Origin of the sequence: Legionella sp. W10-070, assembly GCF_900640175.1 — a bacterium.
Lineage (GTDB): Bacteria > Pseudomonadota > Gammaproteobacteria > Legionellales > Legionellaceae > Tatlockia.
The window spans coordinates 21411-40717 of record NZ_CAAAJC010000017.1 but is presented as its reverse complement, the minus strand read 5'-3'; the positions used below and the strand labels follow the sequence as shown (position 1 = coordinate 40717).

Genomic DNA, 19307 nt, shown 5'->3' with positions numbered 1-19307 from the left:
ATTTATAGAGAGGAAATCAAGATAAACTATTTACCAGCTGAAATCCTACCTGATTATTATGAACAAACTACTAGCACTATTTTTAGCGACTGCAACCTTAAATGCAACAGCCAATGAAATAACTGTAAAAGATTATTCGCAGCCATTTAAAAACTATAACGGTTGCTTCATTCTTTATAATGTAAACCAGCACAAGATAGTCAGTGAATATAATCCCGATAACTACTGCCATCAACGCATTGCACCTGACTCTACTTTTAAAATACCATTGTCCTTAATGGCATTTAACCAAGGTATTATCACCCAAAATACCCTGTTTAAATGGCAGGGTAAAAAAGAAGACTTAGCAGAATGGAATCAGGATCAAACACCCCAAAGCTGGCTTAAGTATTCTGTCGTTTGGGTATCACAAGCACTTACCCCACAGCTAGGTTATGCTCGCATTAAACATTACCTGGCTGGCTTTGATTATGGCAACCAGGACTTTAGCGGTGATCCGGGCAAAAATAATGGCCTTAGCCATGCCTGGCTATCCAGCAGTTTAAAAATCTCTGCCATAGAGCAGCTTCACTTCCTAAATGCCATGCTTAGCCGGGAATTACCGGTCAGTAATGAGGCAGTAGAACATACCAGGAAGAATCTTTACCAGGGAAAACTGAGTAATGGCGCTGCCTATTATGGTAAAACAGGCTCCGGCCGACATGGGTATAATGAAAGAGAAACCAATCCCAGCATGTTGCGCGATGGCTGGTTTGTAGGTTTCATCGAAGACGGGAGCCAACGCTATATTTTTGTAAGCAATTTAACCGATAAGGCAATCCGGGCAACCCTTGATGAATCAGGTAGCTTAAAACCACACGGTAGCCAGATACTAAAACCAATAACCTTAAAACTGCTCAATGATTACTTTTCCAGATAGGTTTTTGGCGTTTAATCAAATCCGCAGAAGAGAGTAATATTAACCAATGAAAATCCGATGTAGCATATTTCAAGAGTCTGGAGAAGAAATATTATCCAGTAAGGTAATCGTTCCCTCCAACGCTCGCCTGCAGGCACGCTGACGCACTTTCTTGCGCGAAACCGCTGGAAAACGACAGCGAGAACTTTGCACAGGAAAATCACGCATCGCCCAGGCAAAACAAACTGTTCCGACAGGTTTTTCAACACTGCCTCCGTCAGGGCCTGCAATGCCTGTTACAGCCAATGAAATATCAGCGGCACTGCACTCCAGCGCTCCCCATGCCATCGCCTGCGCAACTTGTTCACTCACCGCCCCATATCGTTGTATTAATGCAGGCTGGATTCCCAGCATCTCCTCCTTGGCTAAATTACTATAAGTAACAAACCCCCGTTCAAACCAGGCTGAGCTTCCCGGCAGATCAGTTAATAAGCCTGCAATCAGCCCACCAGTACAGGATTCAGCTGTAGCAATTTGCAGCTGCATTAAATGTAACTTATTTGTTAATTGATAGAGTAGATGCGCTAAATTATTCATAGAGAACAACCAAAAAAAACCCCGCATGGGCAAAGCGGGGTACTTAATAAAAGATTACTGGCCAGTGGTTTGATTGGTTTTAGTAGCATCCATAGCATCAGAACCTGAAGCTGCATTGTGGTCTTGATGCTCTACAGTCGTTGCAGCTTCATTTTCAGCCTTGTGTTCTGCTCTGTCGCCACAGGCAGAAAGTGAAACAGCAACAATAGCAGTAATAGCCAAAAGAGCCAAACGTTTCATAATCATTCTCCATAGTTGATCATAGGTTTAAAAACTCCCTCCACTAGTCTAGCAAAAAATAACATTAAGTGAAGGAGTTACGAAAAATTGCCATCAATAAACTTTTATTATGCTTAAATAAAAATCGGCCAACTTAATTTTTAGCCATTTACAGCCAGGTTCTATTAATCAATCAGGCAAAGGCCATTTGAAATAATGCAATTTTTCAATCATAATGATAATTAAATGAGCATAAATGGAGTTAAAATGAATAGGACACATGCTCAGTATAGTCAGCACGATCTTATAAAGGTTAAGCAGTATCAGAAAAACTTATCTGACACCATTCTGGAAAATAAGAAAAATCGCCGAAGCTTTATCGGTTGGTCATTACTCCTGTTCGTATTAGGAATTGCTACCCTCTTTATGGATTCCCCTGCCACCCCCTTATCATTACTCACGACCTCCGTTATCACTTTGATTTTAAGCGCCATCATCTTTGACTTAAGCGCGCTTGGTTTTCATTTTTTGATTAAAGTAGACAAGCAGATATTGGAAAGTAATCTGTGTCTATTTAAAGAGATCTTTAATACATTGAAAACTGAGAATGAAGAACCTACCGACTTGAAAATCCAAACTAAACCTGATCAAGAGAAAAAAGAAACGCTTTCATCCCAGGGAAAAGCATCTAAAACAGAGCGATTTTTTGAAGCCCCCTCTAAGCAAACCAAGGCAACGGATCAAACAAATCATAATCCTCGCCCCAAATAAGAACAACCAGTGGAGCAAGCTCATGTATGCAATACTTATGTTATTCCATCGCAGTCAGCAAGCTGTGTTTAAATTGGCTCATATAATTTTTGCTGTACTTAAAAATAAACTCCCTTTTAATGAAAATTTTTCTTGCATTTAAAGACAGTATCTACCACTTTCAAGGAAAATCGTAGTTTTAATCGTACCCACATTTTACTGATATTGCTAAATTCTGTTAACATTCTCAAAATTTATTGTTTTAGCCCTTCACAATGTCCGTAACGCATACACCCATGATGCAACAATACCTTCGCATCAAATCAGAATATCCCGACATGCTCCTGTTTTATCGCATGGGTGATTTTTACGAACTGTTTTATGAGGATGCCAGGCGTGCGTCCCAGCTCCTTGATCTGACCCTGACGCACCGGGGCCAATCTGCCAGTAAACCCATCCCGATGGCTGGTGTTCCTTATCATGCTGTAGAAAATTATTTGGCACGTTTGCTAAAAAAGGGAGAGTCCGTTGCTATCTGTGAACAAATTGGTGATCCGGCTGCCAGTAAAGGTCCTGTTGAACGTCAGGTCACACGCATTATTACCCCAGGCACAATCACTGATGAAGCCTTGCTTGATGCCAGATGCGATAATATTTTGCTTTCCCTCTATCAGCATAAGCAATATGGATTAGCCTGGGTTGATTTAAGCGGTGGCCGCTTTCATTTACTTGAGGTTGAAAATGAAACACAACTTGTCGCTGAGATAAATCGCCTAAAGCCCGCAGAAATCCTGTTGCCAAACGCCCTTTCTACCTTAGCCATGCATGAAAATTTTTCTATCAAGATTCGCCCGGATTGGGAATTTGAATTAAAACATGCCCACCAGTTACTATGTAAACAATTTGCAGTTAAGGATTTGCATGGCTTTGGTGAGAAAAATTACCGTATCGCTTTCTCGGCAGCGGGCTGTTTACTGGCTTACCTGCATAATACCCAACGGCAGGCATTACCTCACCTGACTGAATTCACCTTAGAGCACAGTGCCGACTACCTGCAACTTGATGCTTCAACACAAAGGCATCTGGAGTTGTTTGAAAATTATCAAGGAAGCCGTGATAACAGCTTACTTTCAGTTCTGGATCATACGGCCTCTGCCATGGGTAGTCGACTACTGAAGCGATGGCTTGGCAGGCCGTTAAGCCATCATCAACTTATTCAGGAAAGACAGCAGGCAGTCAGCGAACTGTTGAAAAAAAAACAAGATGCCCATCTGCATACCTTATTACGCCAATTATGTGATGTAGAACGAATTGCCTCACGCATTGCCTTAAAATCCGCCCGTCCACGGGATTTAGTCCAGCTGCGTCAAACCTTGTCGGTATTGCCTGAATTATATAAATCAATCAGTAACAATGAATCGAGCCTGACTAAGCAACTCGCAAACAACCTCAAACCACAACCTCTTTTGCATGACTTGCTGGCAAGTGCCTTGGTAGACAACCCGCCGATGCTTATTAAGGATGGAGGGGTTATCGCCATTGGTTTTGATGAAGAACTCGATGAGCTACGGGCTTTAAATGATAATGCCACCGAGAAGTTAATTCAGTTGGAAAACATCGAAAAAGAACGATCCGGATTATCCTCTTTGAAATTCGGTTATAACCGGGTGCAAGGTTATTACATTGAACTATCGCGTAACCAGGCTGAGAAAGCACCAATCAATTATCAACGTAAGCAAACATTAAAAAATGTAGAACGCTACATTACTCCTGAACTGAAACAATTTGAGGAAAAAGTACTTTCCGCGGAAGCCAAGGCACTGGCAAGGGAAAAATGGCTCTATGAAAATCTCCTGGAGGAAGTACAACAGTTTATTCATCAATTAAAGCAGCTGGCAGAAGCCATTGCTGAACTTGATGTTCTTAATACCTTTGCAGAGCGGGCACAATCGTTAAACTGGTGTCAGCCTGAACTGGTTGAAAAACCCGGCATCTCGATTCAAGGAGGCCGTCACCCAGTAGTCGAACAAGTATTGCAGGAACAATTTATCGCTAACGACTTAAGATTAGATGATCACCAGAATATATTGCTGATAACAGGACCTAATATGGGTGGTAAATCAACTTACATGCGACAAAATGCATTGATCGTACTTCTGGCCCACATCGGAAGCCATGTGCCTGCCAGCACTGCGTGCATTGGCCCTATTGATAAAATTTTCACCCGGATTGGTGCCAGTGATGATTTAGCGTCAGGCCGCTCAACTTTTATGGTGGAAATGACTGAAACAGCACATATCTTGAGACAGGCAACCCATAAAAGTCTGGTTCTTATTGATGAAATTGGTCGTGGCACTAGTACCTTTGATGGGATGGCTCTGGCTTACGCTACCTGCGCCTATCTTGCAAATACTATTAAAGCGTATACTTTATTTTCTACCCACTATTTTGAATTGACAAACCTGCCATCAGAATTTAATTGCATAAAAAATATTCACTTAAAAGCCACTCTTGCCACAGGGCGTATCATTTTTTTATACCAGGTAGAAGAAGGAGCGGCCAATCGCAGTTACGGATTGGAAGTTGCTCAGCTTGCAGGAATTCCTCAAGAAGTGTTAAAAATGGCTACAATGCACCTTAATACTCTGAATACTGTGGAACAAGCAGAACAAATACTGCCCCCTGCAGGCATTCCATCTTGCCTGATACTGGCTAAACTGGCAACAATTGACCCTGACAATTTATCTGCCAGGGAGGCACTGGAACTTATCTATCAATTAAAAAAATTAGAGGAAGAAGATTATTCCTCCTGTAAAATATGAAGAGAGATTTAAAATGACTAAAATGACAAACCGTTACTATCAAATAATTTCCTGTGTTACTTACTGTGAAGAAATTAATGACCCAATTAGAGAAGAAGACATGATTTCAGTTCAGGGGGAGATTATTGTCGAACCTATTGATGATACCCGCGCTAATAAAATTGCCTGCAGCTACAATATCCATCCTATACGCAAGGATATTAAAACGGCTATTTTTAACCAAGCCAACGCTTTCTTTCCTTCTTTGCGAGCAGAAACCTCGCCAAAATCAGATTCCTCCGACAAGTGCTCAAACGATCTTGCTTTGCATGGTTTTACCTCTTAAACAGGTCCTGGCTCATTTTGCTTCTTATTATCCTGTTTAAAGGATTGATTAAGCTTGATATGGAAAACATTTAAAATCTGAAATGCCGTCGCATCTTTTATTTCAGGGTATTTATCCATTTCACCCCTGAGTTTTGTCAGTGTACTGTCAGTAAGGCTGAATGCGTCACCAATGTTTCTACTGTCAAGTGACTTCAAGTCTGCCCGAAGTCTATACATAGCCTGAGTCAACAGCATACGATGAGCAGGAGATGAAGAAAAAAAAGGTAATTTTGTTTTTGACTCATTCCTTTCAATCAGGATATTAAGGCTCTCAATAAAAGCACTGACCAGATCCTTAGATTCCCGGCTCCCAACAGTCTTCACTATATCCATAGCCTCTCGCTTTAATGAATAATTCTTAGGCAGGAGCAAATTTGAGAGTGATTTTGATATATTTGGAGAAAAAAACGTTTCAATAGCGTTATTGTCGTATGTTACTGAAAAATTATTATTCTCAGTTTTTATCTCTGCTATAAATTCCGTTAATTGAATCGTTAACATATTCAATTGCGCATTTTGCAGCATTAATTTATTGATTTTTTTATCATCTTGTTTTTGTGTCAGCTTTATCTTAGCTGAAATATTCTCGCTTATCTGCTTATTCAAAACCTTGATAGCCCCTGCGATCTGTTTGATTTCTAATGGATTTGAATACTTATTATTCATTTTCTCGTTAAGCATTTCCATAAATAGTTGATGCTTTTGCAAAAGTGATTTCTTTTCTTCCTCGCTACTTAACTCACTATTCCTAATTGCCTCATTCCATTTATCCAAAAGCAAGTAGTTAGGAGACGAGCGAAAACGAATTTCAAACAACGGTATCGCCTGAGCCCCTTCAGGAATACAAATTTCGGTTGAACGAAAATTAGATACCTGTTCAATTTCTTTAGAAAGGGCAATTGTTGAATTAAACGAATCAGGGGGTGTTATTCTGCCCCTCAAGTTAGACGATTTTGAAAAGATAATTTCCGGATTTCCAACAAAAACTTGACAGAGCAGCACTACACGCTCAGCAGGGAGCAGCTCTTCATCAATACAAAAGCATTGCTCCGTAACCCCACATTGGCTACATCGAGCAAAAGTGGCTGCCTTAGCCAGCTCGGAGGTAAAATAAACTCCTTTACCTAAAGGCCCATATCCGTTGCCACTTACATATTTACAACGTGCTTCATCAAAACCATTCTGCATAATAAGAGGTGCAGCATGACTATCGGTGCCATGATAAAGCAATAATTCACCTGGTTTTAATGTAATATCTGGCGGGTTAATCGTTTGCAATAAAGAAGATAATGAAGAAGGAAAATCGTTAGCAGGACGATTTCTTTTATGATTTTGATATCGCTTCTCAATTTTATAATTACTAAGTTTTTGCACATTTTTTACTTGAGTAAATTGCTCTTTACCTCCAAACCGGGGGATTTCTCCCTTAATTTCTTTCGCCAACTGTTGAATGAGTGCAGAGATACCTTTCGTGTAAGCACTACCTATCCTGGAAGGCTCAAATGGCATTGACTCTTTCTGATGGGCATGCGCTTGCTGGCGGAATTGTCTGTTAAATTCGCTAACAGTATCATTATCCAGTTTTTCAGCCTGGTTAATAGAAAAATTTTCGACAGTGCTTCGTTTTTGCAAAAAATCGGCTAATTCTTTTCTATATTCAACAGGTTTTGTTCCAATAAGGGTCACGCTTTCGATTTTTCTTTTTCCTAGAATGTCTTTAATGGATTGCAATTCCTCAGTACTGATTGTCCAATTGGTTAAATCAAGATCCCCTGTCTTTTCAAAGGTCTGGAGAAGCTTATTAAACAGTCCGTACTTGCCATCATGGATTTGCTGTCTTATATCCAGTTCAACTTGTTTTAACTCCAACAAGGAAGCGCAGACATCTTGCGTATGCTTAACCTTCAATACAGGATCATTATGCGTTTCTTGCTGGTGAAATTCCTGAAACTTAACTCGGGTTCCCGTACTTTGACAAGCCTGAATGGCATAGGTAAGAAGATTGGAGACAGCCAGAGGAATGTCGACTGAAGAAGCATCTAACAATTGATGAAGGTCTTTTTCAATCTCGGGACGTACTGGCTGGACAACTCCACCGACTTTACAGCGCACCAGATCGGTATGATGACTAAGATCAACACATTTTAAAAGTAACTCTGCCAGTATCCGTTTATCATTATTATTCTTCCCTGGAAGCAAGCTTATCAAGTCGGGGTGATTATCCAAATTCGGAGCATGGGTTGCAATTGCAAAGGCAAGAAATCTGACTAATCCTTGGTGAAAGCCCAAACGCACAGCAACCGCTTCAAATAATTCCGCTGAGCGCCTGGCGTTACTTGGATCTTCTTTACCCGGTTGTTCGTTTGTCCTTCCGCTTCGGCAGAGAAAAACGGCAACCTCCAGGCAAAATTTAATTTCAGGATTATTCTTTATCTCAATTGCCATATGAGAAAATGCAGGCTTTCCATACTGTCTGATTATATCTAAATAATGTTGGGCATAAAGCCTTTGCCTTGTTGCATGCGTTACATCATGATTCCGATGATAAACCGTATAATCATCGTGAGTAATATCATAGTCAAATGGTCCGATTCCCAAAGGCACATCAAGATAAGGTCGGTTGATGTATTCATCAGCAAACAATTGCCATACTTTACTCAACTCCGCATCGCCTTTTTGCCAAAACTTCCTGAATGCTTTCAACGGGGCGATATTAATTGTCATCGTTCGACCGAGAAAATGAGACTTTGTTGCTAATGAAATCATTTCTGCAGTACCTGAAATGTCAGGTGTGTTCTTATACATAAAACGACCAACTTGAGTTTGTCTTATTATTATTCTATATGATAAAAATTAAGAAAGTGTTACCAAGTATTATCTATTTAGTATCATGATTGCAAAATGTGACATCCCGCAAATTATGTTTTATCATTGAGCCAAGATGAAAAAGACAATACGGCTGCTGCTGGTAATAACCAGTATGTCCTTATTAGTTGCAGCAACCAACATTCCCAATATTCAAATTACAGGCGTCAAAAAAGAAATTGCTGCTAATGTACAGGCACGGCTGACTGAGTTTGCACAAGAAAAACCACTCTCCAGTCAGCCAGATGAGGAGCTGCGTATCCAGGTGGCTAAGGCTCTCGAGCCTTATGGCTATTTTATGCCACAAATCAGAATTCCAAGCCGTCAACCCTTACAAGTTATCATTGTTCCTGGCCCCCAGGTGTTTATCACAAGTGTCACTATAGATATCCAGGGAGAAGGAGCAAACGACCCGGTAATCAGAAAAACAATAGCTGAATTCCCCATAAAACAAGGCGATCCTTTAAATAGTGTTCAATATGAAGAAGCCAAACAAACTATATTAAATACGGCAGAGCACCAGGGTTACCTACGGGCTTCTTTTGAAAAATCGGAGGTTCTTGTTGACCCTCAATACAATACTGCCCACATTACCTTAATATTTCATACTGGCATGCAGTTTTATTTCGGTCAGGTACAATTTGACCCTACCTATATCTCACCTGATTTGCTTCGTCGCTATGTGCCGTTCAGATATGGTCAGCCTTATTCAACTGATCAAATACTTGCCCTGAACAATCAATTGGCAGCCAGTGGTTATTTTCAAAGCGTCTCGGTTAAACCACAACTGAATAATCATCGCTATATTCCAGTGGATGTTCATTTGCAGCCAGTCTCAAGAATTAATTATTCTTTTGGTATTGGATATGGAACTGATACAGGCCCACGTGGCCGTCTGGGTTACCATGTAGTGCCCGTTAACCGTGCCGGCCATAAATTTAATGCCTTTGCTTTAGGATCGGTCAACGAAAATAGCCTGCAAGCCCAATATGTTATTCCCGGAACCAACCCGATTACAGATCAGTACAGCCTCACAACTAACCTGTCTAACCTGAATTATGACAGTGGTTCAAGTAATGCACTTCTCGCCTCCCTTGCACAGCAGCATATCAAGCCAAGGTACCAAAGGACATTATCTTTAAATGGTTTATACGAGCGATTCAGCTACACGTTTGAACCTAAAGAAGAAAAGACCACTTTCTTTCCCAAAGCAATTTTTACCTGGCGAAATACTCAGGATAACCTTTTCTCTCCCTCCGGTTATAACATCACTATCAATGGACTAGGTGCTAGTAGGGCAGTATTGTCAGACATCAGCTTTGTCCAGGCCTCTATTAACCTCAAAGCCGCCCTTACAGTCGACCCGATACGAACCCGTTTCTACTTTCATTCCATTCAGGGGATTACCCAGATTAATGATATTAACCAAATGCCATTGTCGCTGGCGTTCTTACTCGGAGGCTCTGAAAACCTGAAAGGTTATAGTTATAATACCATTGGACCGGGTAAAATTTTAACCTTTAATGGTATCGAAATTCAAAAAGAAACCGTAACAAACTGGTATCTTATCGGTTTTCTGGACAGTGGTGATGTCTATCGACCAACCCCTAAAAATTTAAAAAACGACGTTGGTATTGGCCTTATGTGGGTATCGCCTGTAGGACCTATAAAAATAGGCGTTGCACAAGCGGTCGATCGTCATTTTAACCGCAGCGAGAAAAGACCAAGACTTGTCATTAATATGGGGCCTGACCTGTAATGCGTTTACTCAGCACTTTACTCAAATCTGTAGTTGGCAGCCTGCTTCTCCTTTTTATCCTGCTGACAACACTATCCGCTTTTTTGCTGACTACAACGCCCGGATTATACCTGAGTGTTAAATTTGCCAGTCTCTTTTTACCGGGCAAGTTACAAATCGAAAAACTTGAGGGCCGATTGATTGATAATTTTTCCTTTGGCCATCTTCGCTATCATGCGGATGCACTCGATATTGAGTTGCGGAATCTTCAGGTAAACTGGAAGATAAAAGAACTTTTCCAGCATCATCTGCTCATCAATAAATTAACTGCAAACCAGCTTCTACTTCATTTCAATAATGTAGAGGTCGTTGAAAAAACAACAAAGACAGAGTTTTCCTTACCACAACTACCTGTTAACCTTTCTTTTAACAAAATTCAGATTGGTGATATTCAGATAAATCAGAATGGAATCCCTCATGAATTTAAAAATCTCAACCTGCAAGCTTCCTTAAATAACCAACAATGGCAAATCAATCAACTGAGCTTTGACTTTGAAAACGTCAACATTAATGGTCAATTAAAGGGGCAACCCGTCTTTCCCTATACAGTTGCTGCAAACCTGTTTTTTAAAAGCAAACTTGTTGATGGCCCGCAAATTACCGGCAATTTCAAATTGGGAGGCGATTTACTTCTTTATCATTGGCGAGGTGAATTAGAGCACCCTGCCCGCCTTGTTTTAAATGGCACACTCAAACAGGGACAAGAACTTTATACTAAAGCCCAATGGCATGAGTTTCAGTGGGCTTTCGATGAGAAAAATAAATTTCAAAGTTCGGCAGGCCAGGTGTTGATTACCGGCAAAATACCTGAGCTGACGCTAGATCTTAATGCAACAGTCAGCAATCCCATCCCTGCTGATATCCAGATTAAAGCGCATTCATTGAGACAAAAGATTAATGCCGAAGGCCTGGCTAAATTGGCACAGGGAGAAGCTCATTTTAACCTCACATACGATGCAGCTGCCGTCCCTCAAATAAAGGGAGAACTCCACTCGCAAATTGCGGCATTAAATGGAGAAGAATCCTTCTTGAAAAATATCAGACTCACTTCTGAATTCTCCAGCAACACCCAGGCTGACTTATCAATCAATGGCCAGTTAAGCGCCAGTTATCTTGGGAGTCCTTTACAAGCGAACTTCAATTATCAGCAGCCTTACCTTAATGGAGAACTGACTTTAGGAAGTAACCGAATAGAAATTACAGGATCTTCAGCTTATCAATGGCAGGCCAAAGCCAGTATCCCTCAGCCTAAATTGTTGCATCCTGCTTTAAGCGGCCTGGAAACGACAATATCAGCAAATGCCTCATTCACCAGTTCAACAAAAGGGGAAATTGATCTCATCATTGATCCCGGCAGTTTTCAATTACCTGAAGAAAAAAACGTACCCGGCTTGCCGTTTCATGGCGGCCAACTGCGAGCTGAATTAACTCCCCAACACTTAACAATGCATGGTAACTTAATCATTGATCAATACAAAACCATAAACCTGGCATTTAAACTGGCAAAATTTCAATTGGAACAAGGATTCCCTACAACCCAGCCCATTGAAGGTGAGGTACGTCTGGATGTTAATTCTCTCGATTTCATAGAGCAATTGAGTCCAGAGCTTTCTAAACCGCAAGGCCAGCTAAGTGCGACTTTAACAACCAGAGGCACCGTTGGCAAACCCGTTGTTGAGGGTAATATTAAGCTGGATAAAGGGAGCGTTTCACTACCTCAGTGGGGACTTAATTTAAACGCAATACAAGCAGATCTGCAAAGCAAAAATCAGCAATGGGAAGCGCAAGGCTCTTTAATGTCTAATGACACAACATTAAGCATCCGCGGGCAAGGAAAATTCACCCCTCATCTGACAGGAACTGTGAACCTCGACAGTAATAATTTAACTTTAATAAATACCCCTGAATACCTGATAAATGTAGCACCTGAATTACGCATCGAATTTACTCCTGATTCTGTTGATCTGAAAGGAAAAGTCATTATTCCCAAAGCCCAAATCAAACCTCAATCCTTCAGCACTTCCGCAAGCCTGTCTCCCGATGTTGTATTCGTTGGCGCTGAGCCCTCACAAACCTCCAGCCCTTTTCCCATTAATACCAGTATTCAGGTGGAAATGGGTAACGATGTTTATATCGATGTGAAAGGGATCAAGGGATTTCTTACCGGTGCCGTTCATTTATATCAACTACCAAAAGGACAGCTAAATGCTACAGGTGAACTTAGTGTAAGAGATGGTAAATATCAAGCATATGGACAAGAATTAACAATCGCTCAAGGGCAGCTTTTGTTTACTGGAGGAAGTGTTACCAACCCGGGTATTCAGGTTCGTGCCATCAGACAGTTTGATAATGCTGGCAGTGCATTTTCAGGCTCTAACCGATTATTAGATTTTAATCCCAGCAATCTGCAGACATTTAATTTCGGTGGGAAAATAACCGTCGGAATTGAAGTGACAGGGCGTTTGAATTCACCCAAGGTTGAGCTTTTCTCTATTCCCGGTAACCTGTCTCAGGCTGATATTTTATCTATGCTGTTGTTAGGAAGGCCAGTTAGACAGGCAGGTCAGGCAGGAGGCCAATTATTGCTGTCTGCCATTTCCTCCATGAATCTTGGTTCAGGAACGCATGGTATGCAACTGCTTGATCAATTAAAGCAAACTCTGGGGTTAGATATTAGTTTACAAAGTCATCCTCAATACGACCGAACTACCAATCAAGTCACAGACAGGAGCTCTGTGATGGTAGGAAAATCATTATCCAAGCGGTTGTACATAAGTTATAATTTCGGCTTAGGACAAACGGATAGTAATATAGTTACTCTGACTTACCTGTTAAATAAATTTTTCAGTATTCAAGTAAACACCAGTCTCACAGGCAGTGGCATTGACTTACTCTATACTCATCAGAAGGAATAATAATGACAAATTATCAACTTCCCTTGCGTCTGAAGCGTTTACGTCGTTCCCCTGCAGCCCGTGCCATGGTACAGGAAACCCATCTTCATCCACAGCAATTTATTGCACCTTTATTTATCAGTGAAACACTAACTGAAAAATGCGAAATTAAGAGCATGCCAGGTCAGTTTCAACTCCCATTAAGCGCCCTGGCTACAGAAATAGAAGCGCTTTCCAAATTAGGAATTCCTGCTGTGTTACTGTTTGGCATCCCTGCCCACAAAGATGCCAAAGGCAGCGCTTCACTTCATTCCGAGGGCATCATTCAGCAAGCGATTCGAAGAATACGCCACATTAATCCGGACATGCTAATTATTACTGATGTCTGTTTTTGCGAATATACCAGTCATGGGCATTGTGGGATTCTCCAGGGTGAACTGATTGATAATGATAAAACATTAGAATTATTAGGAGAACAGGCAGTAAGTCATGCTGATGCTGGCGCCGATTGGGTTGCACCAAGCAGCATGACCGATGGAATGGTCGCAGCCATTCGCCAGGCTCTGGATAAAGCCGGCCATATTGAAACAGCTATTTTAAGTTATGCGGTTAAATATAGCTCGAGTTTCTATGGGCCGTTCAGAGAAGCAGCGCAGGGCGCTCCTCAATTTGGCGACAGAAAAACTTATCAAATGAATCCTGCTAATGGCAATGAAGCCTATCGAGAAGCTGCTTTGGATTTACAGGAAGGAGCAGATTTGCTCATGGTAAAACCTGCGATGAATTACCTGGATATTATTTATAGACTGAAGCAACATTATCCTGAAATTCCTTTATCCGCTTATCAGGTCAGTGGCGAATATGCCCTGTTAAAGTATGCAGCCAGCCAGGGATTAATTAATGAAGAGCAGGCAATGATCGAAAGCTTATTAGCCATCAAACGTGCCGGCGCTGATTTAATTATTTCTTATTTCGCCAAGGATATCGCCAAATTACTCAGGTAATGTCAGTATAGGGATGCGATAAAACTGCGATTTTTCCTGAAAGTGGTAGCCTGGAGCGCCAGGCTACCATTAATTACCACTAGCCGCAGTTTTAGCCCTTTTTTCATAGATGATAGTTTTTTATATGGATTATGAATCAAAGCAGTAAAAAGGGTTGTCTCCCAGCAATCATTACCCTATAGTAAATCCGGTTGGAATGGACTCTAATGTACGCTGGTGTACTAGTTTATCAGCCAACTTTTTTTCGTAACCCCATGGATCATCCTGGACCTGGCGGAGGGTTCTCAGACTGTATCAGAAATTGCTTCCTCCAAAAAGCTGTTCAGGGTAATCAAATGGTTGACTGAAACGTCACAACTTGGGGAGTTACTTTTTCTTAGATTATGGAGTGAAATATTTATGAATCAACTGCTTCGAGGCTTGACCGCCACTGTTTTAGGTTTTGCAACGACTGCCGTACTGGCAAGTCCAAGTTACCTGGTTACTCATAACCGAACCAATGTAGAATCAAATGCTTATGTTGCAGGAACACCCTCTCCGGAGCCAACCAAAGCAAATAGTGATGGCAAAGTTCATTGGGCAGTCGTCAGGATGGCATGTTATGGCCATGTTGACGGCCAGGGAAGATGTCCAGCTATTATTAAAATGGCAACGAATACTGCGAATCCAATAACCTTGGGCATGGTTTCTATGCATTTGGAAACTGGCGACATCCTTCCTAAAACGCTGAGCGCAAATGGCTACACTATGATCGTCAATGGGCCAGGTGAAGCCACGTTGACAAAAACCAAGTAGTAAAAAAAGCCACGCATGCGTGGCTTTTTAATTCCCAACCCAATTTTATTTGGTTGGAACAGGCATTTCCTTATCAATAATCCAGGTAAGCTGCGCACCCACCAGATCCGCACGACCTTTCGCACGGGCAGTCACGGTGTAATCGCTTGTTGCCCCTGTGATCTCAGGCTTGCTAATTCTGGGATCTTCAGTTGTGAACAGATGCGTATACCCCACATCCACACCAAGCCAAGGCCTTGCCTGATAATGAGCACCAATTGAAAGAGCCCAGCGATTGGCATCAGGAACGCGAATACCTCTATATCTGTCATTGGTCGGTGTCTCATCATAGCCGCCACCAACACGTAACATCAACTCCTGATTAAATCGATAATTGGCACCTACCGCAAAACGCCAGGCATCACTATAATTTTCCCGGGATGTCGTGTTAACTAAAATCTGTCTTCCAGGAAGTGGAGGAACAGCAGAAGGAGGCGCATAAGCAACGGCATTATTAAGCTCGATTGTACTTACAGTGTGCCAGCCTGTGTAGACCACAGAACCTAATAGCGCCAGACTCTCATTGACGTCCTGATAACCACTTAAGGTAACAATATCAGGGAAGTCAATATTATTACTTGATAATGTATCTGTCCTTGCAACAGCATATGGGTTAGCAGCCATTACAGACAAAGGATTTAAAACATTCAGACCAGGTGTAGCCAAAGGACCAGTCAAACGGCTATAACCATGAAATTTCTGTCTCATCTGTGACTGATAGTTTAAACCAATACGGGTATGGTTATCGTTAAACATGGTAAGGACACCCGCATGGAAACCTATCCCGAAAGAATCCCCTTTATTATAGCTTTCGGAATCGACAGCAAAGGGCGACAGACCAAACGCCTGCATTAGGGCCGGTGCTCCAAGCATACGGTTAAACTTAACGCGGGTATACTGGAAATCAATACCGGCACCTACTGCTAAATTATCATTTAATTTACCACCAATTTCCGGGGAAACCGTAGTCGTCATCAGGTCGCTTAATGTTGCGGAATAACGAACAGGACTGCCATTACCCCATTTGGTAACCAAACCAAAGGGAGCAACAACACTCAAACCAAAAGTAGCGTTTTCACCCAAGGGCAGCGCATAGTGGAAAGAAGGAACCAACCCATTCTTGGCACCATCCAGACCATTGAACGTTTGCACATAATCAGGCAATCCTAACGTCCTGAATGTACTGTAACCCGTTATTTTTGAAGAAGGGAAAACACCAACGCCACCTGCGACAATCTGTTGTTCACGAATGAGTGCAAGACCTGCCGGATTGTACCACCCTGTTGAAGCATCAGCAGCTTCAGCAGCTATACCCGCAGCAAAATTACCAACAGCAGAACCATTACCCTCAGTATAGAGAGAGAAGCTTCCTGCGTTGGCAGCACTTGCCATTAACGCAACAACTGCTGCGCTGACTAATGTTCTAATGGGTTTTTGCATACTTTTTACACTCCTTAATATTAAATGCATCCCAAGATGTTGCAAACTAGAGTGATGATAAATGAATTGGAAGTGATTTCAACCGCCTGCATGAAAAAATTTCCAATATAATCATAAAATAAGACATAAAAAAATCATTATGTTTTTACTGAAATCATGATGCTGAAATATTACCACTTGTTGTAGACGAGTTGCTTGTAATGATTATCGTGTCCATGATAACGTGTTCTTTTTTTGCGCGGACATAAATCATGCGACAAATTATTACCAAATTCGGAGGTACCAGCGTTTCTTCTCTCCAGACCTGGGAAAATATCGCGGCCATTACCAGCCAGCATATAACAAGCAACGTGCAACCGATAATCGTATGTTCAGCCCTGACACAGGTATCCAATAAGCTGGAAAATGCAATTGAAGCAGCACTGATTAATCAGCACCAAAATATCGAAACTGATGTTGGCAATAGCTATAAAGAACTGGCAAAGGCCCTGCAGGTTTCTCCTGAGCTTATTACTGCTGAATTAGAACAGCTACAGCAATGGCTGATGGGGATTGCCTTGTTGAAAGAAGCTTCCCCCAAAACAAAAGCCCAGATCTTAAGCTTGGGCGAACTGATGATGACTCGTCTGGGTCAGGCATTTTTAAAAACCAGAGGTATTGAATGCCTTTGGTTTGATGTGCGTGAAGCACTGGTGTCGACACCCGTTCAGGGAAGTGATGCCATTAACTTCCTGGCTGCCCGTTGCAGTGGCGAAGCAAACCCTAAACTGCGCAAAAGGCTTCTTGACAGCGGTGCACAGGCGGTTATTACCCAAGGTTTTTTTGCAGCGAACCCTCATGGAGACACCGTTTTGCTGGGGCGAGGGGGTTCTGATACTTCTGCCGCATTGCTTGCTGCTATCCTACAGGCTGAAACCTGTGAAATATGGACAGATGTGCCAGGAATCTATACTGCGAACCCACATCAATTGCCTCATGCACGCTTGCTAAAACAACTGAATTATGATGAGGCGCAGGAAATTGCCTCAATGGGGGCTAAAGTCTTGCACCCCAACTGTCTGCCTCCTGTACGCAAGGCGGACATCCCTATGGTAGTTAAATTTACCCGGATGCCAGAACACTCAGGGACTCGTATTGCAAAAGAAAGCGATGATAAGGCACCACCCATTAAATCTATTCAGGTAAAACATAACATTATTCTGATATCCATAGACACTCTCAACATGTGGCAACAGGTCGGATTCCTGGCTGATGTTTTTGCTGCTTTCAAGTTACATGGTTTTTCGGTCGATTTGCTTTCATCCTCAGAGTTTAATGTCACGCTTTCTTTGGATAACAATGCGAAACTTCATGACAGGCAGGCATTGGATGCCCTGTTAACTGATTTAAATGGCTTTGGTCGTGCCAAATTAATTGAGCCTTGTAGTGCTGTCAGTCTTGTGGGTCATCATATCCGCACTGTTCTTCCCCAACTGGGGCCTACATTGGAAGTATTTGATGCGCAACAGATCTACTTGATGTCTCTGGCATCCAACGATCTTAACCTGACATTTGTAGTAGACAGTTCCCAGGCCGACAAATTATGTCAAAAATTACATAGCCTTCTCATTGAAAACAATCCCCAAAGCTTTTATTACTCCAAAAGCTGGCAGGAAGAATTCGGCAGTCCCGTTTTAAACCACATCCCATGGTGGGAAAAAGAACGCCATAAATTACTTGATATCGCTGCAACCCGATCCCCTTGTTATGTCTATCATCAACAAACCATTGGCAGCAAAGCAGACGAGTTGCGGGCTTTACAGGCAATTAATCAACTCTATTATGCAGTTAAAGCCAATCCCCATCCTGCTATTTTGCAGCTGCTGTTTGACAAAGGAATAAATTTTGAATGTGTCTCCATTGGCGAATTGAATCATCTTCTGGCTTTATTTCCTGATATTGACAGGAAGCGCTTGTTATTCACCCCTAACTTTGCAGCAAAAGGTGAATACCAGCAAGCGATTGCTATAGGCTGTTATATTACTATCGATAATCTTTACCCACTTGAAAACTGGCCGGAACTCTTTCGAGGCAAGTCGGTACTATTAAGAATAGATCCTGGCTGTGGTGCAGGCCATCACCGCTATGTCTGCACCGGCGGTAATGAATCGAAATTTGGCATCCCACAAAATAACCTGCCTGAGGTTGTTCGCTTGACAGAACAACACAAAATTAAGGTTATTGGGCTGCATGCCCATTCCGGCAGCGGGATCCTAACTCCTGAACTATGGCAGCAAACGGCTTTAATGCTTACGGCCTTGGCTGAACGCTTTAAGGATGTCAGTATCATTAATCTTGGCGGCGGCCTGGGAATTGCTGAAAAGCCCGGTCAACAACCCTTGGATTTAAGTGCGTTGGATAATGCGCTAATGGCAGTCAAATCCTCTCCCTCTTCTTCACACTTGTCGTTTTGGCTGGAACCCGGACGTTTCTTTGTTGCTGAAAGCGGGGTTATCCTTGCTAAGGCGACGCAGTGTAAAGAAAAAGGAAAAGTGCGTTTCATTGGTATTGAAACAGGCATGAATTCCATTATACGTCCTGCTCTTTATGCCGCTTATCATGAGATTGTGAATTTAAGCCGTTTAAATGATGAGAAAACCGGATTTGCCCATATTGTCGGTCCTATTTGTGAATCAGGCGACACATTAGGTTACGACCGCCTGTTTCCGGAAACGAAAGAAAATGATGTGATTCTTATAGCCAATACGGGTGCTTATGGTCATTGCATGAGTTCCAATTATAACCTCAGGGAACCTGCTCAAGAAATTATTATGGGTTAAT

Annotated in this window: 13 protein-coding genes; 9 read left to right on the top strand and 4 right to left on the bottom strand. The window is 42.0% G+C overall.

Translation table 11 applies throughout. From position 1 onward, the window contains the following. Window positions 1-58: 58 nt before the first annotated feature. Window positions 59-919 carry a class D beta-lactamase gene (locus E1O65_RS08605; RefSeq protein WP_133133199.1) on the top strand — a complete coding sequence of 287 codons (861 nt, stop codon included), beginning with the start codon at window positions 59-61 and terminating at the stop codon, window positions 917-919. 69 nt (window positions 920-988) lie between these two features. Here the strand turns inward: E1O65_RS08605 and E1O65_RS08600 are convergent, their stop codons facing one another. Beyond that, a complete protein-coding gene (locus E1O65_RS08600) occupies window positions 989-1495 on the bottom strand; it encodes a CinA family protein (protein WP_133133198.1) in 507 nt (168 codons plus the stop codon). Window positions 1496-1549: 54 nt separating this feature from the next. Then, window positions 1550-1735 carry a hypothetical protein gene (locus E1O65_RS08595; RefSeq protein WP_133133197.1) on the bottom strand — a complete coding sequence of 62 codons (186 nt, stop codon included), beginning with the start codon at window positions 1733-1735 and terminating at the stop codon, window positions 1550-1552. A gap of 246 nt (window positions 1736-1981) precedes the next feature. On the opposite strand from E1O65_RS08595, the gene E1O65_RS08590 reads away from it, so the two are divergent. The 3 genes from E1O65_RS08590 to E1O65_RS08580 all read left to right on the top strand — a co-directional run bounded on the left by E1O65_RS08590 (window position 1982) and on the right by E1O65_RS08580 (window position 5611). Continuing rightward, entirely contained in the window at window positions 1982-2485 is a 504-nt protein-coding gene (locus E1O65_RS08590) for a hypothetical protein (RefSeq protein WP_133133196.1), read from the top strand. Window positions 2486-2739: 254 nt separating this feature from the next. After that, window positions 2740-5286 carry a DNA mismatch repair protein MutS gene (gene mutS / locus E1O65_RS08585; protein ID WP_133133195.1) on the top strand — a complete coding sequence of 849 codons (2547 nt, stop codon included), beginning with the start codon at window positions 2740-2742 and terminating at the stop codon, window positions 5284-5286. A 13-nt stretch (window positions 5287-5299) separates the two neighbouring features. Then, a complete protein-coding gene (locus tag E1O65_RS08580) occupies window positions 5300-5611 on the top strand; it encodes a hypothetical protein (RefSeq protein WP_133133194.1) in 312 nt (103 codons plus the stop codon). Here E1O65_RS08580 and E1O65_RS08575 read toward each other — a convergent pair. Then, on the bottom strand, window positions 5608-8457 hold the full coding sequence (locus E1O65_RS08575) for a SidE phosphodiesterase domain-containing protein (RefSeq protein WP_133133193.1): 2850 nt from the start codon (window positions 8455-8457) through the stop codon (window positions 5608-5610). The genes E1O65_RS08580 and E1O65_RS08575 overlap by 4 nt on opposite strands. Window positions 8458-8593: 136 nt before the next feature. Between E1O65_RS08575 and E1O65_RS08570 the strand changes: the two genes are divergently transcribed. The 4 genes from E1O65_RS08570 to E1O65_RS08555 all read left to right on the top strand — a co-directional run bounded on the left by E1O65_RS08570 (window position 8594) and on the right by E1O65_RS08555 (window position 15008). Continuing rightward, window positions 8594-10276 carry a BamA/TamA family outer membrane protein gene (locus E1O65_RS08570; RefSeq protein ID WP_133133192.1) on the top strand — a complete coding sequence of 561 codons (1683 nt, stop codon included), beginning with the start codon at window positions 8594-8596 and terminating at the stop codon, window positions 10274-10276. Continuing rightward, window positions 10276-13230 carry a translocation/assembly module TamB domain-containing protein gene (locus E1O65_RS08565; RefSeq protein WP_133133191.1) on the top strand — a complete coding sequence of 985 codons (2955 nt, stop codon included), beginning with the start codon at window positions 10276-10278 and terminating at the stop codon, window positions 13228-13230. Before E1O65_RS08570 ends, E1O65_RS08565 begins: the two co-directional genes overlap by 1 nt. A 2-nt stretch (window positions 13231-13232) precedes the next feature. Beyond that, a complete protein-coding gene (gene hemB, locus E1O65_RS08560) occupies window positions 13233-14213 on the top strand; it encodes a porphobilinogen synthase (RefSeq protein WP_133133190.1) in 981 nt (326 codons plus the stop codon). Window positions 14214-14612: 399 nt separating this feature from the next. Further along, entirely contained in the window at window positions 14613-15008 is a 396-nt protein-coding gene (locus E1O65_RS08555; protein ID WP_133133189.1) for a hypothetical protein, read from the top strand. Between the two features lie 45 nt (window positions 15009-15053). Here E1O65_RS08555 and E1O65_RS08550 read toward each other — a convergent pair whose 3' ends face one another. Further along, a complete protein-coding gene (locus E1O65_RS08550; RefSeq protein WP_133133188.1) occupies window positions 15054-16487 on the bottom strand; it encodes an outer membrane protein transport protein in 1434 nt (477 codons plus the stop codon). A 251-nt stretch (window positions 16488-16738) separates the two neighbouring features. Between E1O65_RS08550 and E1O65_RS08545 the strand changes: the two genes are divergently transcribed. Next, window positions 16739-19306 carry a bifunctional aspartate kinase/diaminopimelate decarboxylase gene (locus E1O65_RS08545; RefSeq protein WP_133133187.1) on the top strand — a complete coding sequence of 856 codons (2568 nt, stop codon included), beginning with the start codon at window positions 16739-16741 and terminating at the stop codon, window positions 19304-19306. Window position 19307: the final 1 nt, after the last annotated feature.

Coding starts and splice junctions, on each gene's coding strand:
- E1O65_RS08605 (WP_133133199.1), top strand. CDS start 59: ATGAACAAACTACTAGCACTATTTTTAGCGACTGCAACCTTAAATGCA.
- E1O65_RS08600 (WP_133133198.1), bottom strand. CDS start 1,495: ATGAATAATTTAGCGCATCTACTCTATCAATTAACAAATAAGTTACAT.
- E1O65_RS08595 (WP_133133197.1), bottom strand. CDS start 1,735: ATGAAACGTTTGGCTCTTTTGGCTATTACTGCTATTGTTGCTGTTTCA.
- E1O65_RS08590 (WP_133133196.1), top strand. CDS start 1,982: ATGAATAGGACACATGCTCAGTATAGTCAGCACGATCTTATAAAGGTT.
- mutS (WP_133133195.1), top strand. CDS start 2,740: ATGTCCGTAACGCATACACCCATGATGCAACAATACCTTCGCATCAAA.
- E1O65_RS08580 (WP_133133194.1), top strand. CDS start 5,300: ATGACTAAAATGACAAACCGTTACTATCAAATAATTTCCTGTGTTACT.
- E1O65_RS08575 (WP_133133193.1), bottom strand. CDS start 8,457: ATGTATAAGAACACACCTGACATTTCAGGTACTGCAGAAATGATTTCA.
- E1O65_RS08570 (WP_133133192.1), top strand. CDS start 8,594: ATGAAAAAGACAATACGGCTGCTGCTGGTAATAACCAGTATGTCCTTA.
- E1O65_RS08565 (WP_133133191.1), top strand. CDS start 10,276: ATGCGTTTACTCAGCACTTTACTCAAATCTGTAGTTGGCAGCCTGCTT.
- hemB (WP_133133190.1), top strand. CDS start 13,233: ATGACAAATTATCAACTTCCCTTGCGTCTGAAGCGTTTACGTCGTTCC.
- E1O65_RS08555 (WP_133133189.1), top strand. CDS start 14,613: ATGAATCAACTGCTTCGAGGCTTGACCGCCACTGTTTTAGGTTTTGCA.
- E1O65_RS08550 (WP_133133188.1), bottom strand. CDS start 16,487: ATGCAAAAACCCATTAGAACATTAGTCAGCGCAGCAGTTGTTGCGTTA.
- E1O65_RS08545 (WP_133133187.1), top strand. CDS start 16,739: ATGCGACAAATTATTACCAAATTCGGAGGTACCAGCGTTTCTTCTCTC.